This is a genomic window from Gilliamella sp. Fer4-1 (genome assembly GCF_001690515.1).
In the GTDB taxonomy this organism is placed as follows: Bacteria; Pseudomonadota; Gammaproteobacteria; order Enterobacterales; family Orbaceae; genus Gilliamella; species Gilliamella apicola_C.
This window is the reverse complement of the sequence record NZ_LZGZ01000018.1, coordinates 1-15,331: the sequence shown is the minus strand read 5'-3', so window position 1 is coordinate 15,331 and position 15,331 is coordinate 1. Positions and strand designations below refer to the sequence as shown.

At 36.7% G+C, this 15,331-nt stretch carries 13 protein-coding genes and 5 pseudogenes; 4 read left to right on the top strand and 14 right to left on the bottom strand.

Features of this window, described 5'->3' with window-relative positions:
- Window positions 1-1,039, top strand: a 1,039-nt coding sequence (locus A9G30_RS00640) for an NAD(P)/FAD-dependent oxidoreductase (protein ID WP_081295520.1), incomplete at its 5' end; no start/stop codon positions are given.
- A gap of 19 nt (window positions 1,040-1,058) precedes the next feature.
- On the opposite strand, the pseudogene A9G30_RS13465 reads toward A9G30_RS00640, so the two are convergent.
- A pseudogene (locus A9G30_RS13465) lies at window positions 1,059-2,495 on the bottom strand (sigma-54 interaction domain-containing protein).
- A 63-nt stretch (window positions 2,496-2,558) separates the two neighbouring features.
- Here A9G30_RS13465 and A9G30_RS13460 point away from each other — a divergent pair.
- The 3 genes and pseudogenes from A9G30_RS13460 to A9G30_RS00625 form a co-directional block, all read left to right on the top strand.
- Window positions 2,559-3,601, top strand: a pseudogene (locus tag A9G30_RS13460) (diaminopimelate decarboxylase family protein); the annotation flags it as partial.
- Window positions 3,602-3,654: 53 nt separating this feature from the next.
- Window positions 3,655-3,870, top strand: a pseudogene (locus A9G30_RS13455) (APC family permease); the annotation flags it as partial.
- Complete coding sequence (locus A9G30_RS00625) at window positions 3,857-4,543, top strand: amino acid permease (RefSeq protein ID WP_065587735.1); 687 nt, start codon at window positions 3,857-3,859, stop codon at window positions 4,541-4,543. The pseudogene A9G30_RS13455 and the gene A9G30_RS00625, both read left to right, overlap by 14 nt.
- A gap of 195 nt (window positions 4,544-4,738) precedes the next feature.
- Here the strand turns inward: A9G30_RS00625 and A9G30_RS00620 are convergent, their stop codons facing one another.
- The 13 genes and pseudogenes from A9G30_RS00620 to aas form a co-directional block, all read right to left on the bottom strand.
- On the bottom strand, window positions 4,739-5,341 hold the full coding sequence (locus A9G30_RS00620) for a MarC family protein (RefSeq protein ID WP_065566334.1): 603 nt from the start codon (window positions 5,339-5,341) through the stop codon (window positions 4,739-4,741).
- A 146-nt stretch (window positions 5,342-5,487) separates the two neighbouring features.
- Window positions 5,488-5,838: a 50S ribosomal protein L19 gene (gene rplS / locus A9G30_RS00615; RefSeq protein ID WP_034913735.1), complete on the bottom strand. Its 351-nt coding sequence runs from the start codon at window positions 5,836-5,838 to the stop codon at window positions 5,488-5,490.
- A gap of 31 nt (window positions 5,839-5,869) precedes the next feature.
- Window positions 5,870-6,622, bottom strand: coding sequence for a tRNA (guanosine(37)-N1)-methyltransferase TrmD (trmD, locus tag A9G30_RS00610; RefSeq protein ID WP_065582333.1), 753 nt, complete (start codon window positions 6,620-6,622; stop codon window positions 5,870-5,872).
- Between the two features lie 16 nt (window positions 6,623-6,638).
- Window positions 6,639-7,169: a ribosome maturation factor RimM gene (rimM, locus tag A9G30_RS00605; RefSeq protein WP_065566336.1), complete on the bottom strand. Its 531-nt coding sequence runs from the start codon at window positions 7,167-7,169 to the stop codon at window positions 6,639-6,641.
- 23 nt (window positions 7,170-7,192) lie between these two features.
- Window positions 7,193-7,441 carry a 30S ribosomal protein S16 gene (rpsP, locus tag A9G30_RS00600; RefSeq protein WP_034900786.1) on the bottom strand — a complete coding sequence of 83 codons (249 nt, stop codon included), beginning with the start codon at window positions 7,439-7,441 and terminating at the stop codon, window positions 7,193-7,195.
- 267 nt (window positions 7,442-7,708) lie between these two features.
- Window positions 7,709-8,074, bottom strand: a complete 366-nt coding sequence (locus A9G30_RS00595; protein WP_065587734.1) for a DUF956 family protein — start codon at window positions 8,072-8,074, stop codon at window positions 7,709-7,711.
- Between the two features lie 137 nt (window positions 8,075-8,211).
- On the bottom strand, window positions 8,212-9,123 hold the full coding sequence (locus tag A9G30_RS00590) for a PTS system mannose/fructose/sorbose family transporter subunit IID (protein ID WP_065587733.1): 912 nt from the start codon (window positions 9,121-9,123) through the stop codon (window positions 8,212-8,214).
- Between the two features lie 15 nt (window positions 9,124-9,138).
- Window positions 9,139-9,939 (bottom strand): PTS mannose/fructose/sorbose transporter subunit IIC, encoded by an 801-nt coding sequence (locus tag A9G30_RS00585; RefSeq protein ID WP_065580682.1) that lies wholly within the window; start codon window positions 9,937-9,939, stop codon window positions 9,139-9,141.
- A 20-nt stretch (window positions 9,940-9,959) separates the two neighbouring features.
- Window positions 9,960-10,502 (bottom strand): annotated as a pseudogene (locus tag A9G30_RS13450) (PTS system mannose/fructose/N-acetylgalactosamine-transporter subunit IIB); the annotation flags it as partial.
- Between the two features lie 56 nt (window positions 10,503-10,558).
- A pseudogene (locus A9G30_RS13445) lies at window positions 10,559-10,934 on the bottom strand (PTS sugar transporter subunit IIA); the annotation flags it as partial.
- Between the two features lie 153 nt (window positions 10,935-11,087).
- Window positions 11,088-11,993 (bottom strand): N-acetylmuramic acid 6-phosphate etherase, encoded by a 906-nt coding sequence (gene murQ, locus A9G30_RS00575; RefSeq protein ID WP_065582338.1) that lies wholly within the window; start codon window positions 11,991-11,993, stop codon window positions 11,088-11,090.
- Entirely contained in the window at window positions 11,980-13,167 is a 1,188-nt protein-coding gene (lplT, locus tag A9G30_RS00570) for a lysophospholipid transporter LplT (protein WP_065587731.1), read from the bottom strand. The genes murQ and lplT overlap by 14 nt, the downstream gene beginning before the upstream one ends.
- Before the next feature lie 15 nt (window positions 13,168-13,182).
- On the bottom strand, window positions 13,183-15,324 hold the full coding sequence (gene aas, locus A9G30_RS00565; RefSeq protein WP_065587730.1) for a bifunctional acyl-ACP--phospholipid O-acyltransferase/long-chain-fatty-acid--ACP ligase: 2,142 nt from the start codon (window positions 15,322-15,324) through the stop codon (window positions 13,183-13,185).
- Window positions 15,325-15,331: the final 7 nt, after the last annotated feature.

Here is a 15,331-nt window from a genome sequence, read left to right as displayed (position 1 = left end):
ATGTAACTTTACTAACTTGTCGATTGAACCGAGTAATTATATTTCTGACAATCCGCATTTTTGCAAATCGGCTTTAAAACGATTTACCCAGTGGGATTTTATTCAATTGGTGAATCAATATTATATTGCCTATCACGAAAAAGAGCATGGACAATTATTTTGCGATAATTCAGCGCAAGATATTGTTGATATGTTATTAAAAGAGTGTCAAAAAGGGCATGTTAAGTTTATGATGCAGACCCAAGTTGAAGATATTGATAGTGATGGGCAAAGATTTAAATTACGTACCTCTCAAGGTATGATTGATAGTGACAATCTTATTATTGCAACTGGTGGTTTATCTATGCCAGCTCTCGGTATGACTTCAATAGGTTATAAAATTGCTGAAAAATTTGCCATCCCAGTTGTGCCTGTGAAAGCTGGACTTGTTCCGTTTACATTGCATAAACCTTTACTTGATGTGTTATCAACCTTGTCTGGTATTGCGGTACCAGTTGAAGTATCTAATGAACGAATCAGCTTCAAAGAAAATTTATTATTTACTCACCGAGGGCTTTCTGGACCAGCGATTTTACAATTGTCAAGTTATTGGCAAGCTGGTGAATCAATCACTATTAATTTATTACCTGAATTAGCATTTGAATCATCGTTTAAACCATTATTAGCACAAAATCGTAATCAAACTATAAAAAATTGCTTAGCACAGATTTTACCGAAAAGGCTTATTGAAGCATTAATACAATTAAATTTAATGGACGATTTAACGGTGAAACAGCTTACTCCTAGGCAACAGCAGCAACTTTATTACAATCTAACACACTGGAAAATTACTCCAAATGGAACAGAAGGTTATCGTACTGCCGAAGTAACACTGGGTGGTATAAGCACTGATGCGTTATCCTCCAAAACTATGGCGGTTAAAACACTTCCTAACCTCTATTTTATTGGTGAGGTGGTTGATGTTTCGGGGTGGCTCGGAGGTTATAATTTCCAATGGGCATGGAGTAGTGCATTTGCATGTGCTCAGGCGTTTAATTGATCGTTTTTGATGCTTAAAATTAAGCATCAATTACCCCCATATGAATATGATACTTTTTGACTTTATATTGTAATGTTGTACGTGAAATATTTAAGCGCTTTGCCGCCGTTATAATTTTGCCATTAGCTTGATTCAATGCGTCAATAATCAGTTACCGTTCAAAGTTTTCAACTTGTTCGGCTAAGTTACCTCCATTAGGATATGTTTGAGCAACTGTTTCATTGTGCTTATTTGTATTATCATCTTCAGACTGTGGTTTATTAAGCTCAAATAGTTCTTCATCAAGGGTAATATGCTGTAATTCACCTGATTTGTTTTGTAATACCATGCTTCTGACAATGGCATTTTCAAGCATACGCACATTACCAGGCCAATGTGCTGACATTAATTGTTGTAGTGCTTGTTTACTGATACCACTAATGACTATATTTACATCGTTTTTATGTTTATCAATAAAATAACGAGCTAAAACGGGAATATCTTCTGTTCGGTCTCGCAAAGCAGGAAGTTTAATTAAACCAACGTTTAATCGATAAAATAGATCGCCTCTTATTTTTCCCGTTTTTAATAGTTCTGTTGGTGATTCATTCATGGCAGCAACAATACGAACATCAGAATGCATTTCTTTATTACCACCTAATTGCCAATAGGTTTTTTCTTGAAGAAATCGTAATAATTTGCTTTGCATTTCAAGCGGCATCGCGTTTAATTCGTCAAGAAACAATGTACCGCCGTTAGCGAGTTCTAAGTAACCTTGACGGTTTTCAGCACCCGTAAATGCCCCTTTTACAGTACCAAATAAAGTACTTTCGATCAGTGTAGTCGGTAGTGCACCACAATTAAGCGAGATGAAAGCTTTGTCACGGCGTTGACTTGTCTGGTGTATTAAGCGAGCAAACAGTTCTTTACCTGTTCCTGTTTCACCTACAATTAGTACAGGGACATGATTGCGTCCTAAAATATTGGTTTGGTCAATCACTTTCTGCATTTTTTCCGAAACAAAAACAATATCGGGTAAGGGTTATTCTTCATTGTGGTATAACTTACTATGTAATTTAAAAACTTGATCTTGCAAATGTCTAACCATTGATAAGTTTCGGCCTATCTCAATGGCGCCAATGATTTCTTATTTATTATTATAAAGCGGAACAGTTGTATGCAAGTAATCAACCAACTTACCAACATGGTTATAATAAGTTTGGTAGTTATCTTGATATTCTTTACCAAGTTGCAAAGCTTGCAACATAGTACTATCTTCTTTTTTTAAATTAGGATAAACCTCAAGCATTGGTTTGCCAATCGCTTGTTCCTTAGGGTAGCCATCCAGTTCTGCGCTTTCCTGATTATAATAAATATAATTGCCTTTTTTATCGATAATAGCTATCAACTGATGGATTAAATCAAAAAAATGTTTAAATATTTCCAATGATTGTAATAATTCAGGATCAATGTTCATGATATTAGTACCTTTTAATGTTTGGATTATTTGCTAAATTTAGTCAAATTTAATTTAAACTCTTTAGTGTTCAATGGAGTGATTAAAAAAACGGTAGATTTAGAGTTTGCTATCCAAAATGATCTGTATATTATTAACGTAGATAGCTTATACGAACTTGATATAATTGATGAAATTTCGAGGCACTTGAAAAAAGTGGCAAATGTGTGCGCGTGCGTTGAGCTTAATGTGCCGTCAGCAACCCATGCAGAATTGGTTACAGCTTATCATGCCAAATAAGATATTGATTTAGAACAAGCAGAAGAAGCTTGCCGACGAATTCTCGAAATGCCATATGTTCATTTACGTGGTTTGCATATGCATGTTGGGGATCAAGTACCTGAAGCAGAACCTTTTGCAAAAGCAACAAAAGTATTAGTTGATGAAACTCCCGTTTAGAAGAAGTACTTGGTATTAAATTTGATTTAATCAACGTTGGAGGCGGTATTCCTGTTCCATATAAGTATGACGAAGAAAACGGCAATCCATTGCAAGATAATATGTATGCAGGGATTACTGCTCAAGACTTTGCTGACGCGGTAATTAGTGAAGTACACAAATGGCGTACTGATGTTGAAATCTGTATTGAACCTAGTCGTAAAGTAACTGGTTCAGCGGGAGTACTTGTAACTGAAGTTGCCTGTGAAAAACATAAAACCAATTACGATTTAGACGGCAACATTGAAGAGCATATTGAATGGAAATTTGTTGATACAGGCTATAGCGTTTTATCTGATAGTCAGCATTTTGATTGGTTCTTCTATGTTTATAATGCTTCAAAAATCAATGAAGCACATGACGAATACATTAAGCTAGCAGGACCTTTATGTGATGGTGGCGACTATTACCATATTGGCGTGAAAGGTGAAGAGTTCTTAATGCCAAAAGACACGCAAGTTGGTGATATTGTTGCTTTCTTGGATGCTGGTGCTTATACCATTGAAAGCCAAACAGTCTATAACAATCGTCCTCGCACATTGGTTGTCATGATCGATAAAGACGGCAAAGATAGATTAATTCGTCGTGAAGATACTTACGAAGATATGGTTGGATACGACATATACTAACCATCAATTATCTGGGGCATTTATTGCTCCAGATATTACAATGTGAGGTTATTATGAGTGATTCTAAAGATTCAGGTTTACTTGGTATTAAAGACATTGTATTTATGATATGTTATTGCGATATTCAGTTTACGTCAAATTCCAAATGTTACTCCCTATGGGCATCAGCAATGGTGCTTTGGTTACTTGCTGCATTTTGTTTGTTTTTTCCATTAGCGATGATTTGTGGTGAACTTTCTACTGGTTGGCCAAAAGATGGTGGGATATTTAATTGCCGGTGTGGCTTTCCGTATTATTCTATTTTATATTCTAGCTATTGCTGTATTAGCTCTAGTTTATTCGTATGGGACAGTGCATTCTGAAATTAGCCCATTTGTATGGGTATTTAACCAAGCAGGGATTAAATTTGCTTCTTATATGATGCTTTTTGTCATTTTTTGTGCAGCAATATCGGCCGCAAATTCAGCTATTTATGCTAGTTCAAGAATGTTATGGTCTATGGCGCAAGATAACTTAGCACCAAAATACTTTTCAGTAGTTAATCAACGAGGTGTGCCCACAAAAGGGATATTATTTATTGCTATTATTGCGTTAGTTTCGCTATTTTCGAAATATATTGCTGCTGAAAAATTATATCTTTATTTAGTCGCAGGAACAGGGCAGGTTGGTTGTTTTGCGTGGATTATCATTGCTTGGTGTCAGTATCAATTTCGTAAGGGTGTAAATAGCGGCAAATATTCAAAAGAAATGATAAAATTTAAATCACCGCTATTTCCTTGGCTGGCTGGTATTTCTATCATCGTTAATGTTGTGATTATTGTTGGCGTTTGGTTTGGTGAGTCAGGTCATTTTATTTTATTATCTGAAATAATTTTAATTGCAATCATTCTAATTTCTTATTTTTTCTATAAAAAAATAAATATTACAATGAGCCATAATTGATTATATATTGCAAAGCTATGTAATCACTAGTACAAGATTTATTATTGTTAGTGATTACAGACTATTGGTGTTTAGTGAAAATTAAGCCATTTTATGTAAGCGGCTTATTAGCAGATGAATATTGATTGCGTAAATCCTATTTTTGCATCGTAATATTGTTATTATGCATGCTATTCAGAAATTTAAAATAAATGTTCATTTTAAAAAGGCAGATATACCTGTAAAAACGACCTGTGCAGCAATAGCTGATATGAGTAATCCCGTTAGCTTTGATAATATCGCAATTCCAGTATTTTTTAATACTTTTGCAATGCTTTTAGCGCACAATAACATAATATAAATACCCATTGAGGCAACAAGCAACGAAATTGCACCAATCAAATTCGGTACAACGCCAATTGAGCTAGTGCCCATCACAATGATAGTACCAATAGATGCCGGACCCATACATAGTGGAATGGCTAGTGGAACAACACTGATATCATCATCGCTATTGATTTTGTTTTTTTCTGGCGAATCGTTCATTAGTGATACCGCAGTGATAAACAGTAATGCCCCCGAACCAATTCGAAATGCATCAAGGGTAAATCCAAAAACGCTAAACATGGTATTGCCAAAAAAGAATAGTACAATACCGATAATAAATACTGCACATGAAGTTTTTAGTGCTATTTTTCTCCTAAGCTGTTCATCATATTGCTTTGTACCACTTAGAAATGCGCTCAAAACGGCAGGTGGTGTCATTAATGCAAACAATTTTACTGTTGTTGAGAGAATCGCAAAAATATAATCAACCATTGCACTACCTTTTACTTTATTTAAAAAATTGCTTTAATTTTGCCAACTAGTTATTGTTGGATTGAAATTATTTTCATTATATACAAAAACGGTCACCACAAAGGTGACCATCTTAATCCGATATTTTTATTGATAATCAACAAAAATTAGTTAAGGCGCTCTTTAATACGAGCTGCTTTACCACGAAGTTCGCGTAAGTAGTAAAGTTTAGCTTGACGCACTTGACCACGACGTTTCACAGTAATTGAATCAACAATTGGTGAGTGAGTTTGGAATACTCGTTCAACACCTTCGCCATTCGAAATTTTACGTACCGTAAATGCTGAGTGTAAACCGCGATTACGAATTCCAATGACAACACCTTCGTAAGCTTGAAGACGTTTTTTATTACCTTCAACAACCCATACTTTTACTTCAACCGTGTCACCAGGGCGAAACGACGGGATGTCTTTCTTCATTTGTTCTTGTTCTAATTGCTGAATAATTGCATTTTTCATAATATTATCTCTTACTAGTTATACTGAAACATTAATTGCCTTGTTTGTCACTGTATTCTCGTTGGAATTCAGTGAGTAAACATTGCTCTTCATCAGTCAGAGCTAGATTTGCAAGAAGATCTTTTCTTCTTAACCAAGTTCGTCCTAGTGATTGTTTTAATCGCCAGCGACGAATCGCTTCATGGTGACCAGACATTAACACGTCAGGCACCGCCATTCCATCTAACACCTCAGGTCGAGTATAGTGTGGGCAGTCAAGTAAACCGTTAGCAAAAGAGTCTTCTTCTGCCGATGATTGGTGATTTAGCACGCCAGGTATAAATCTTGCTAATGCATCAATCATAGTCATCGCTGGTAATTCACCACCACTTAACACGTAATCCCCAATTGACCATTCTTCATCAATTTCAGTTTGGATAACACGTTCATCTATACCTTCATATCGCCCACAAATCAAAATTAACTTTTGGCTTTGGGACAATTCGCAAACACCTTGTTGGTTTAATTTGCGCCCTTGTGGGGAAAGATAAATTACTTTTGTATCGTTACCAGCAACAGCCTTTGCTGCATGAATTGCATCCCTAAGTGGTTGCACCATCATTAACATGCCAGGACCACCACCATAAGGTCTGTCATCAACAGTCTTATGCTTATCATACGCAAAATCGCGCGGGTTCCAATATTCTACTGTTAACAGCCCGTTTTTAACGGCTCGACCAGTTACACCATAACAGGTAATAGCTTGAAACATTTCGGGAAAAAGGCTAATTACGCCAATCCACATAGTCTTACCTTACCAATTAAAAAGCAGGATCCCAATCGACCACAATCATTTTTGTTACTAAATCAACTTGTTTTATAAATTGATCATCAACAAAAGGAATTAAACGTTCTGTTGTACCAAATGCATCTTTTAGATTTGCTTTTACCACCAACACATCATTAGAGCCAGTTTCCATTAAATCAGTAACCTGACCTAAATCGTAACCGTTAACTGTTTTCACTCGACAGCCAATGAGATCTTTCCAATAAAAATCACCATTATTAAGCGCTGGTAATTTTTCTGCATCAACAAACACTTCAATATTGGTTAATGCATTAGCTTGATCACGATCATCAATACCTTTGAGTTTCACAATCATATCATGATTATGTGGTTTGAAGCTTTCCACAATGACTTCTTGCCATTGTCCGGCTCGCTGGATATACCAAGGAGTGTAATCAAAAATGCTATCTGGTAATTCTGTAAACGAAAAAATTCTGAGCCATCCGCGAATGCCGTAGCTTGAACCAAGTTTACCAACAACAATAAGATTCTCAGTATTCATCATTACAGTGACTATTAATTACTAAATTAAGCAGCTTTTTGTGCTTGTTTAATCAGTGCATTCACACGATCAGAAACAGTTGCACCTAAACCAACCCAATGATTTACGCGATCAAGATCTAAACGTAATTCTTCTGCTTTACCTTGTGCAATTGGATTAAAAAAGCCAACGCGCTCAATAAAACGACCATCACGTGGGTTACGGCTATCAGTGACAACTACTTGATAAAAAGGGCGCTTTTTAGAGCCACCACGAGCTAAACGAATAGTTACCATAACATCCTCTTAAATTAAAAAAATAATCTTTTTTCTGTCCAACATGGACAAAATCAAAGCCCCAGAATTATACCCTTTCTAGCAAAAAGTGCAATGACTCTTTATTGACGGTGGGTGGGGGAATATGCAAGACTAAAGCAAAATGAGAAAAGAGTAGATAAAATAATACTAATTACCATTCATTTACATTAAGCCAAAATTAGTAATTATTACAAAAAAGTATACTTTTTTTAGGGGCTATTTACACGCATTTATCATCTGTCGCCACTATTTTTTATGAAATAAAGCGCGTTTTAAAACATCAAAAAAACCAAGTGAACGAACCATCTTCTGCCCGTCAACATAACCACGGATCGCTCTTAGCACTTTTTTAGGCTCTTTAGATGCAAAGGTAAAAGTACCATTTTTCTTCGTTTCAACTGAATAGCGTGGTATCCATTTTCCACCAAATAGCACCGATGCGACGACATAATCAACCTCATCCCAAGGGATTTGGATATATTTACGTGGGTCATGTTGATGATAGAATTCAAAAGCTTTGTCACCAACTATTATATTGCCATATTCGGTAAATCCAGTAAAACAAGTGGCTTTAATCGTTAAGTCTATTTTAGTATTTAAGGACTGAACCATTTTTGGATATCCATTTTTCGCACACTAATAAGGCCATCCTTTTTACCACTTAAGGTGATAAAAAGGATATTTAATAAAAAATATAATTTTATTCTAACGGTTTATATTTTCTTGACTATTTTAGCTAATTTATATGCTTATAAAAGGCCAATGACATGACCAATAATACCCACTATAAATAAGCCCATAATGATGATAATTGGCGATATTTTTTTACGTAATAACCACATACAAAAGAAGGTCAACAGTAAAGGAACTAATCCCGGTATCAACTGATCTAAGTTATTTTGTAAAGTAGTAATCTTTTCTTGAGTTAGCGATAATCCGCTTTGCATTTGAAGTAACGCTTTTTGAATACCTTCTGCACCGATTGGTAATGTATTCCAATCAATAAATGCACCCTTGTCTAGTTTGACGATAGATACAATTGGTTGGAATTTTATTGATACCCATCGTTGCACTAATGCAGCAAGCACAAACATGCCTAAAATAGATGCGCTTTTAGTAATTTTTTGTAGTAACCCGCCTGATAAATTATCGGTAATTTTCGAACCCGTTCTATAACCAAATTCTTGTGTATACCACATAAAGCTCCAACGAATAATATTCCAGAGTAAGAAGAATAAAATAGGTCCCATGATATTACCGCTTAACGCAAGCGAGGCACCAAGCGCACCTAGCATTGGTCTTACGGTAAACCAAAATACAGGATCACCTACGCCGGCTAATGGTCCCATCATACCCACTTTAACCCCTTGAATGGCTACATCATCAACCGCTGCACCATTGGCTCTTTCTTCTTCAAGAGCAAGCGTTACTCCAAGAACTGGAGAAGCTAAATAAGGGTGTGTATTAAAAAACTCCAAGTGCCGTTTAAGTGCTGCAGCACGATCTTCTTTAGTTGAATATAATTTTTTTATAGCGGGGATCATGGAATACACCCAACCACCATTTTGCATCCGTTCGTAATTCCAAGATCCTTGGAGAAAAGTTGAACGCCAAGCAACGGCTAAACGATCTTTCTTACTTAATTGAATTCTATTTGTCATATTTTTCTCCAGTGCCTAGTAATCATTTAAAATATCATCAAGTGGATCACCTTTGCTACCACCATTTGATGAATTGCCTCGTTCTGAAAGATTAAGATAAATCAATGCTAATGCGAAGCCTAAAGCACCAAGTGCAATTAGTGTTAATTGCGATATCGCAGCAACGACAAACCCGATAATGAAAAAAGGCCATACTTCACGATTAGCCATCATATTAATCACCATTGCATAGCCGACAGCAACAACCATACCACCACCAATGGCCATACCCGTTGTTAACCATTCAGGCATTGCATTTAATGTCGCCCTAACAGTTTCTGCTGGGATGAATAATAAAGCCGCAGCAGGTATAGCGATACGTAAACCTTGTAAACAAATACCTAAAATTTGTAACCATTCAATTTTTCGAATATTGCCTTCAGTTGCTGCAGCATCCATCATATGCACTAAAGGAACGGCAATTGTTCGTACAATCATAGTTAAGAATAAACCGGCTACTGCAAGTGGGATAGCAACGGCTATAGCAGTAGATACACCAGCGACACCTTGCCCGCCTAACACTAAAATAATCGATGAAGCAACGGCTGCCAATGCTGCATCAGGTGCTACCGCTGCCCCGATATTGGCCCAACCCAAAGCAATCATCTGTAATGAGCCTCCCAGCACAATACCAGCCTCTAAATTCCCTGTGACAAGACCAATCAAAGAGCAAGCCACTAACGGTTGATGAAATTGAAACTGATCTAAAATACCTTCCATACCAGCTAAAAAGGCAATAACTATCACTAAAATGATAGCAATAATGGATAATGTCATAATATAACCTCTTAAATAAACTAATTCTTTTGCTTAGCTAATTCTGCTTTCGCTTTTTGCAATAATTCGTCCATATTACTGTTAGAATCATTGGGGACTTTGCGAACATCAAATTTCACGTTTTTAGCTTTTAATTTTTCAAATGTATCAACATCGTCAGCATTCATTGACAATACTTTATTAACCATGACTTTGCCCACCGAATGCGCCATTGAACCAATATTAAGAGTATCAATATCAACACCGCCGTCTATGGTTCGAAGTACATCTTGTGGATTTTCAAATAAAAGTAATGCTTTGGTATTACCAAAACGCGGATCGTGTGCTACTTCGATGATCTTTCTAATTGGCACAACATTTGCTTTAACGCCAGGAGGTGCTGCTTCTTGAATAAGTTTTTTTCTTAATTCATCTTTTGCAACTGAATCAGAAACAACAATAATACGGTTAGGATTGGTTGATTTTGTCCATGCTGTTGCAACTTGCCCATGTAATAGGCGCGAATCAACCCGAGCTAAAACGATTTTCATTTTACCCTCACCAATTACTGTTCCTTCAGGAATCGTATTTGCAGTCTTCGCATTGGTAGCGGTTTGCTCTTGTATTTTGACAGTTGTTCGAACGCCTTCTTTACTTGGTTCAATAATTGCGGTAGCGATTTCTTTGGCTGTTTCCATTGAAAAACGGGAAGAATAGGCTTCAATTAACATTGGTAAGTTTAAACCCGCCACAATAGTCCAATTATCATGTTCTCCACATAAATTGTTGGCTTGATTAAATGGCGTTCCACCCCATAAATCTACTAAAAACAGCACTTCACTTTGATTATCAAATGTTGCTATTGCTTCAAGCATCCTTTCTTTTAAACTTTCAGGACTATCACTTGGGTGCAAGGTAACGGCTTTAACATTATCTTGCTCACCAAATATCATCGATCCTGATTGTAAAATACCTTCTGCAAACTCACCATGAGTTGCTAGGATAATTCCAACCATAAATTTTCCTCCAAATTTTATATTAATGACATAATATAAAAGTCTATATAATGAAAATATTGGGTTAGTTTACACCACAAAATAATTTAAGACATATGTGCTCATCACATTTTGAGAGAAAACTTAAATTTCTTACTGTTCATCAATGCAAGGTTAGGTTGTTTGTAGGGCTTGGCGAATAAAACCATGGGCTTGGGTTAGTTTTTTCTTCGCTTGCTCTGCATTTAACCCCGAAAGAATCATCAAAATAGCGGTTTTACAATGCCTGTTACTCTCGGTTAATGTGACAATGGCTTTTTCTCGACTGCAATCGGTGGCTTGCATAACAATGGATATTTGTCGTTCAATAAGTTTGGCATTAGTTGCCTCAACATCAACCATTAAGTTTCCATAAACTTTACCTTGTTTTATCATGCTTGCTGTTGTTAACATATTGAGAACTAATTTTTGTGCCGTACCAGCCTTCATTCTTGATGAGCCAGTAATTACTTCTGCACCAACAATTGGTGTAATGGCGATATCGGCTAAATTAATCATTGGGGATTTTGGATTACAACATAAACCAATCACTGTTGAGCCGATTAATTTAGCATATTGCATACCACCTATTACATAAGGTGTGCGCCCACTAGCAGCAATGCCAACTAAAATGTCGTTTGAATTAAAATTAATTTTTTTAAGATCATTAGTTGCCAACTCAGGGTTATCTTCAGCATTTTCAACTGCCTTAAGAATAGCCGGCTGACCACCAGCGATTAATCCAATGACTTGTTCTGGCGATGTGCCGTATGTCGGTGGGCATTCACTTGCATCTAAAATGCCTAATCGTCCTGAAGTGCCAGCACCGATATAAATTAATCGGCCTTGATTTAAAAAAGCTTGACTAATTGCATCAACAGCTAAGCTAATATTGGCGAGTTCTTTTTCAACTGCTAGTGCTACTTGCTTATCTTCATTATTTATAATTTTAAGTATTTCAAGCGTTGAACAGCTATCAATATTTTCACTGTTTGGATTGCGACTTTCGGTTACCATTCCTAAAAGATTAATTTGTTGCATGCTTTCTTAACCTTAACCATAACAAAAATATTACGATAGCAAATAAGCTACCAAAGCCAACACCTATAGCAATAACGGACAAATTCAGCGCAACTGCTAATGTATAACCCCCTAACATGACCATCATTGAGGTATACTCAATTAAATTCTGCACAGAAATTACACTGCCAGCTCCCACTAATCCTTTACCTATTTTCTGAATAAAAGCGTTTAATGGTACTAAAAACAGGCCGCCTAGCGCGCCAATGGCAATAAGCAAAATATAAGATGAAATTATATTACTTTGTAATGTAAAAGCGATTACAGCAATTCCCATCATGATACCCGCAGGGATGCAACGTAACGTGTTGTTAATTGATATAAATGTACTTGCTAATCCTGCACCAATAACAATGCCGATAGCAACAATCGCATTGAGATTTGTTGGTGTTGCATTATCATGAATATTTAAAACAGCAGGAACCCAACTAATCAACAAAAACCGTAAAGTAACACCCGCTCCCCAAAACAGACTAGTGCCTAATAATGTCAATGAAAGAAGTTTATTCGTAAAGATGATTTTAACTGTGTTAGCAAAATCCTTTACCATACTATTGGGTTTCCATGAAGTATTTTGTCGTGCGACAGGTAATTTAGGAATAAAAAAGTTAGCAATAACCGCAAGCCCATATAGTAGTACGCAAATAAGTAAAGATGCGCTTACATTAAGATCGGCAATATGTCCACCAGCTAGTGAACCTAGTAAAATGGCGGCAATGGTTGATGCTTCAATTAACCCATTTGCTTTAATCAAATTATCGCCCGAGGTAAGCTCGCCTAAAATTCCATATTTAGCTGGAGAGTATGCGGCAGCACCAATACCAACTAAAAAATAGCCGACAAAGGGGCTGATGTTTAAGCAAATACAAGCGGTACCGAGTAATTTTATGCTATTTGAAATCATCATGGCCTTGCCTTTTGGTATGCTGTCAGCAAATTGCCCAACAAACGGCGAAAGGATGATAAACGGTACCACAAAACTAATTTGTAATACCGATTGGCTCCATTCTGGGTAGTGCAACTTTTTAATAAAAGCAAGAATAGCAAAAAAAATTGCATTATCAGCAAATGCTGAAAAAAATTGTGCCAGCATGGTAGCAACCATGCCTTTATTTAATAGTGAATGTTGTTTCATGTAACACCCTTTAGCTTATTCTTCAGCCATCTTTCGTAAGGCAATAAAATCAATTTTACCTGTACCTAGTAGGGGTAACTCTTTAACCACACGAATATCACGAGGAATAGCTAATGCTGGTATACCAAGTTCTTTAGCTGCTTGATTAAGTAGCTCTCGATCTAATTTTGTCGAGGTAGTAAATAGAACTATCGCTTCACCTTTGGCAACATCTGCTTTCACTGTCGCACCGTGCATTGCATCAGGGTCAATTTTTTTTGCTAAAGTCTCAACACTTTCTAGTGAAACCATTTCGCCCGCAATTTTGGCAAACCGTTTTAAGCGTCCTTTAATTTTGATAAATCCATCATTATCGATAGCAACAATATCACCAGTATCATACCAACCTTTTTTAGACTCCCCATGTTCATCGACTGCAATTGGCTCTTCAAGTACACCAGGGTTTTCAACTCGTAAATAGCCTTTCATCACATTAGGGCCTTTAACTTGCAATTTACCGCCATCACTAATGCCTGGAACGTGAATTAATCTTGAGCTCATACCCGGCAATAAGCGCCCGACGGTACCTGTTTTAAATGCCATTGGTACATTCAGCGATACAACTGGTGCGCATTCAGTAACGCCATAGCCCTCTAAAATACGGATTCCATATTTATCTTTCCACTGTTCTCGTACTGCGTCTGATAATTTTTCTGCTCCAGCAACAACATAACGTAAACGCATAAAATCATATGGGTGAGCGTAACGAGCATAGTTTGCTAAGAACGTTGGTGTGCCAAATAAAACGGTACAATTCTGGTCATAAATAATTTCAGGCACCATACGATAATGTAATGGATTTGGATATAAAAATGTACGGCTACCAGAAAACAACGGTAGAAATAACCCAGCAGTAATACCAAAAGCATGGAATAGAGGTAGTGCAGACATAAAACGATCAGCAGGCGTTGGATCAATAACTGTTCGGATTTGTTCAACATTAGCAAGCAAGCTAGCATGGCTATGAACAACACCTTTAGGATTACCTTCTGATCCAGATGTAAACAATACTAGGGCTTCATCATCACTTGTTTGAGAATGTTTAACTAAGCGTGGGATATAGTGATGAACTAAAACATAAAGTTTGTCTTTAAGGGTTAAAGTTTGGCGTAAATCTTCAAGGAAGCACCATTTAACACCTTTTATTTCATCAAGGAGATAATCAAGTTTTCCTTTGCGAATAAATTTGCGTGAAGTAATGATAGTTTTGATTTCGGCCGCAGTAATTGCACAAATTAACCCTTTGGTGCCAGCGGTATAATTGAGCATTGCTGGAATTCGATTTTTAACCGATAAGCCAAAAATTGTTGCAACAGTAATAGTTGCGTTAGGTAATAAAACGCCAACACGTTCTTTTTTCTGGGTAATTTTAGTAATAATGCAGCTAATACCTATGATTTGTTTTAACAAATTACGATAAGATGCTTCGTGAGTTGTGGGGTCTTGCACCATACGTGATTTAATACCATAACGAACTTGGGCCTCAAGTAGCGCTTCAAATAACGTTAATTTTGGGCGACTTGCCATACGGGCATTCATCATGATTTGATGAAGTTTCTCTCCTGCAATATAACGTTTTTCGCTAGCCTTCGGTGCATCAGGCATAGCAATAGAAGTTGGTTCAAGTACATGAATCGTTATTTTAGGAAATAAACGGCGCTTAAATAGCCCTTTTAAACGGCTGGTTAGTGTAAATTCAGCTCCTTCAATCCAGACAGGCACTATCGTTGCTTGAGAACGAGCTGCAACAAAAGCAGCACCATCATAAATTTTCATTAATGACCCAGTGACAGTAATTCTTCCTTCGGGAAAGATAACTATCGGGCGACCTTTTTCAACTTGGCGTACTAATCGCTTGATTGCCATTGGGCTAAGTGGATCCATTGGCACAAAATCAACGTAACGCTTTGCATAGCGGACTAACCAGTGATTTATATAACCTGCATAAATAGCAAAGACGGGTCTTATTGGTAAAAACACACCAATTAAAATACCATCAAGAAAAGATACATGGTTAGGTGTAATAAGAAGCTTGTTTTGTTTTAAATTGTCAAGATTACCATGAATTTTGACGTGGAATAAAGTCTTTAAGAAAAATTTTAATATTTTAAATAACATCGTATTT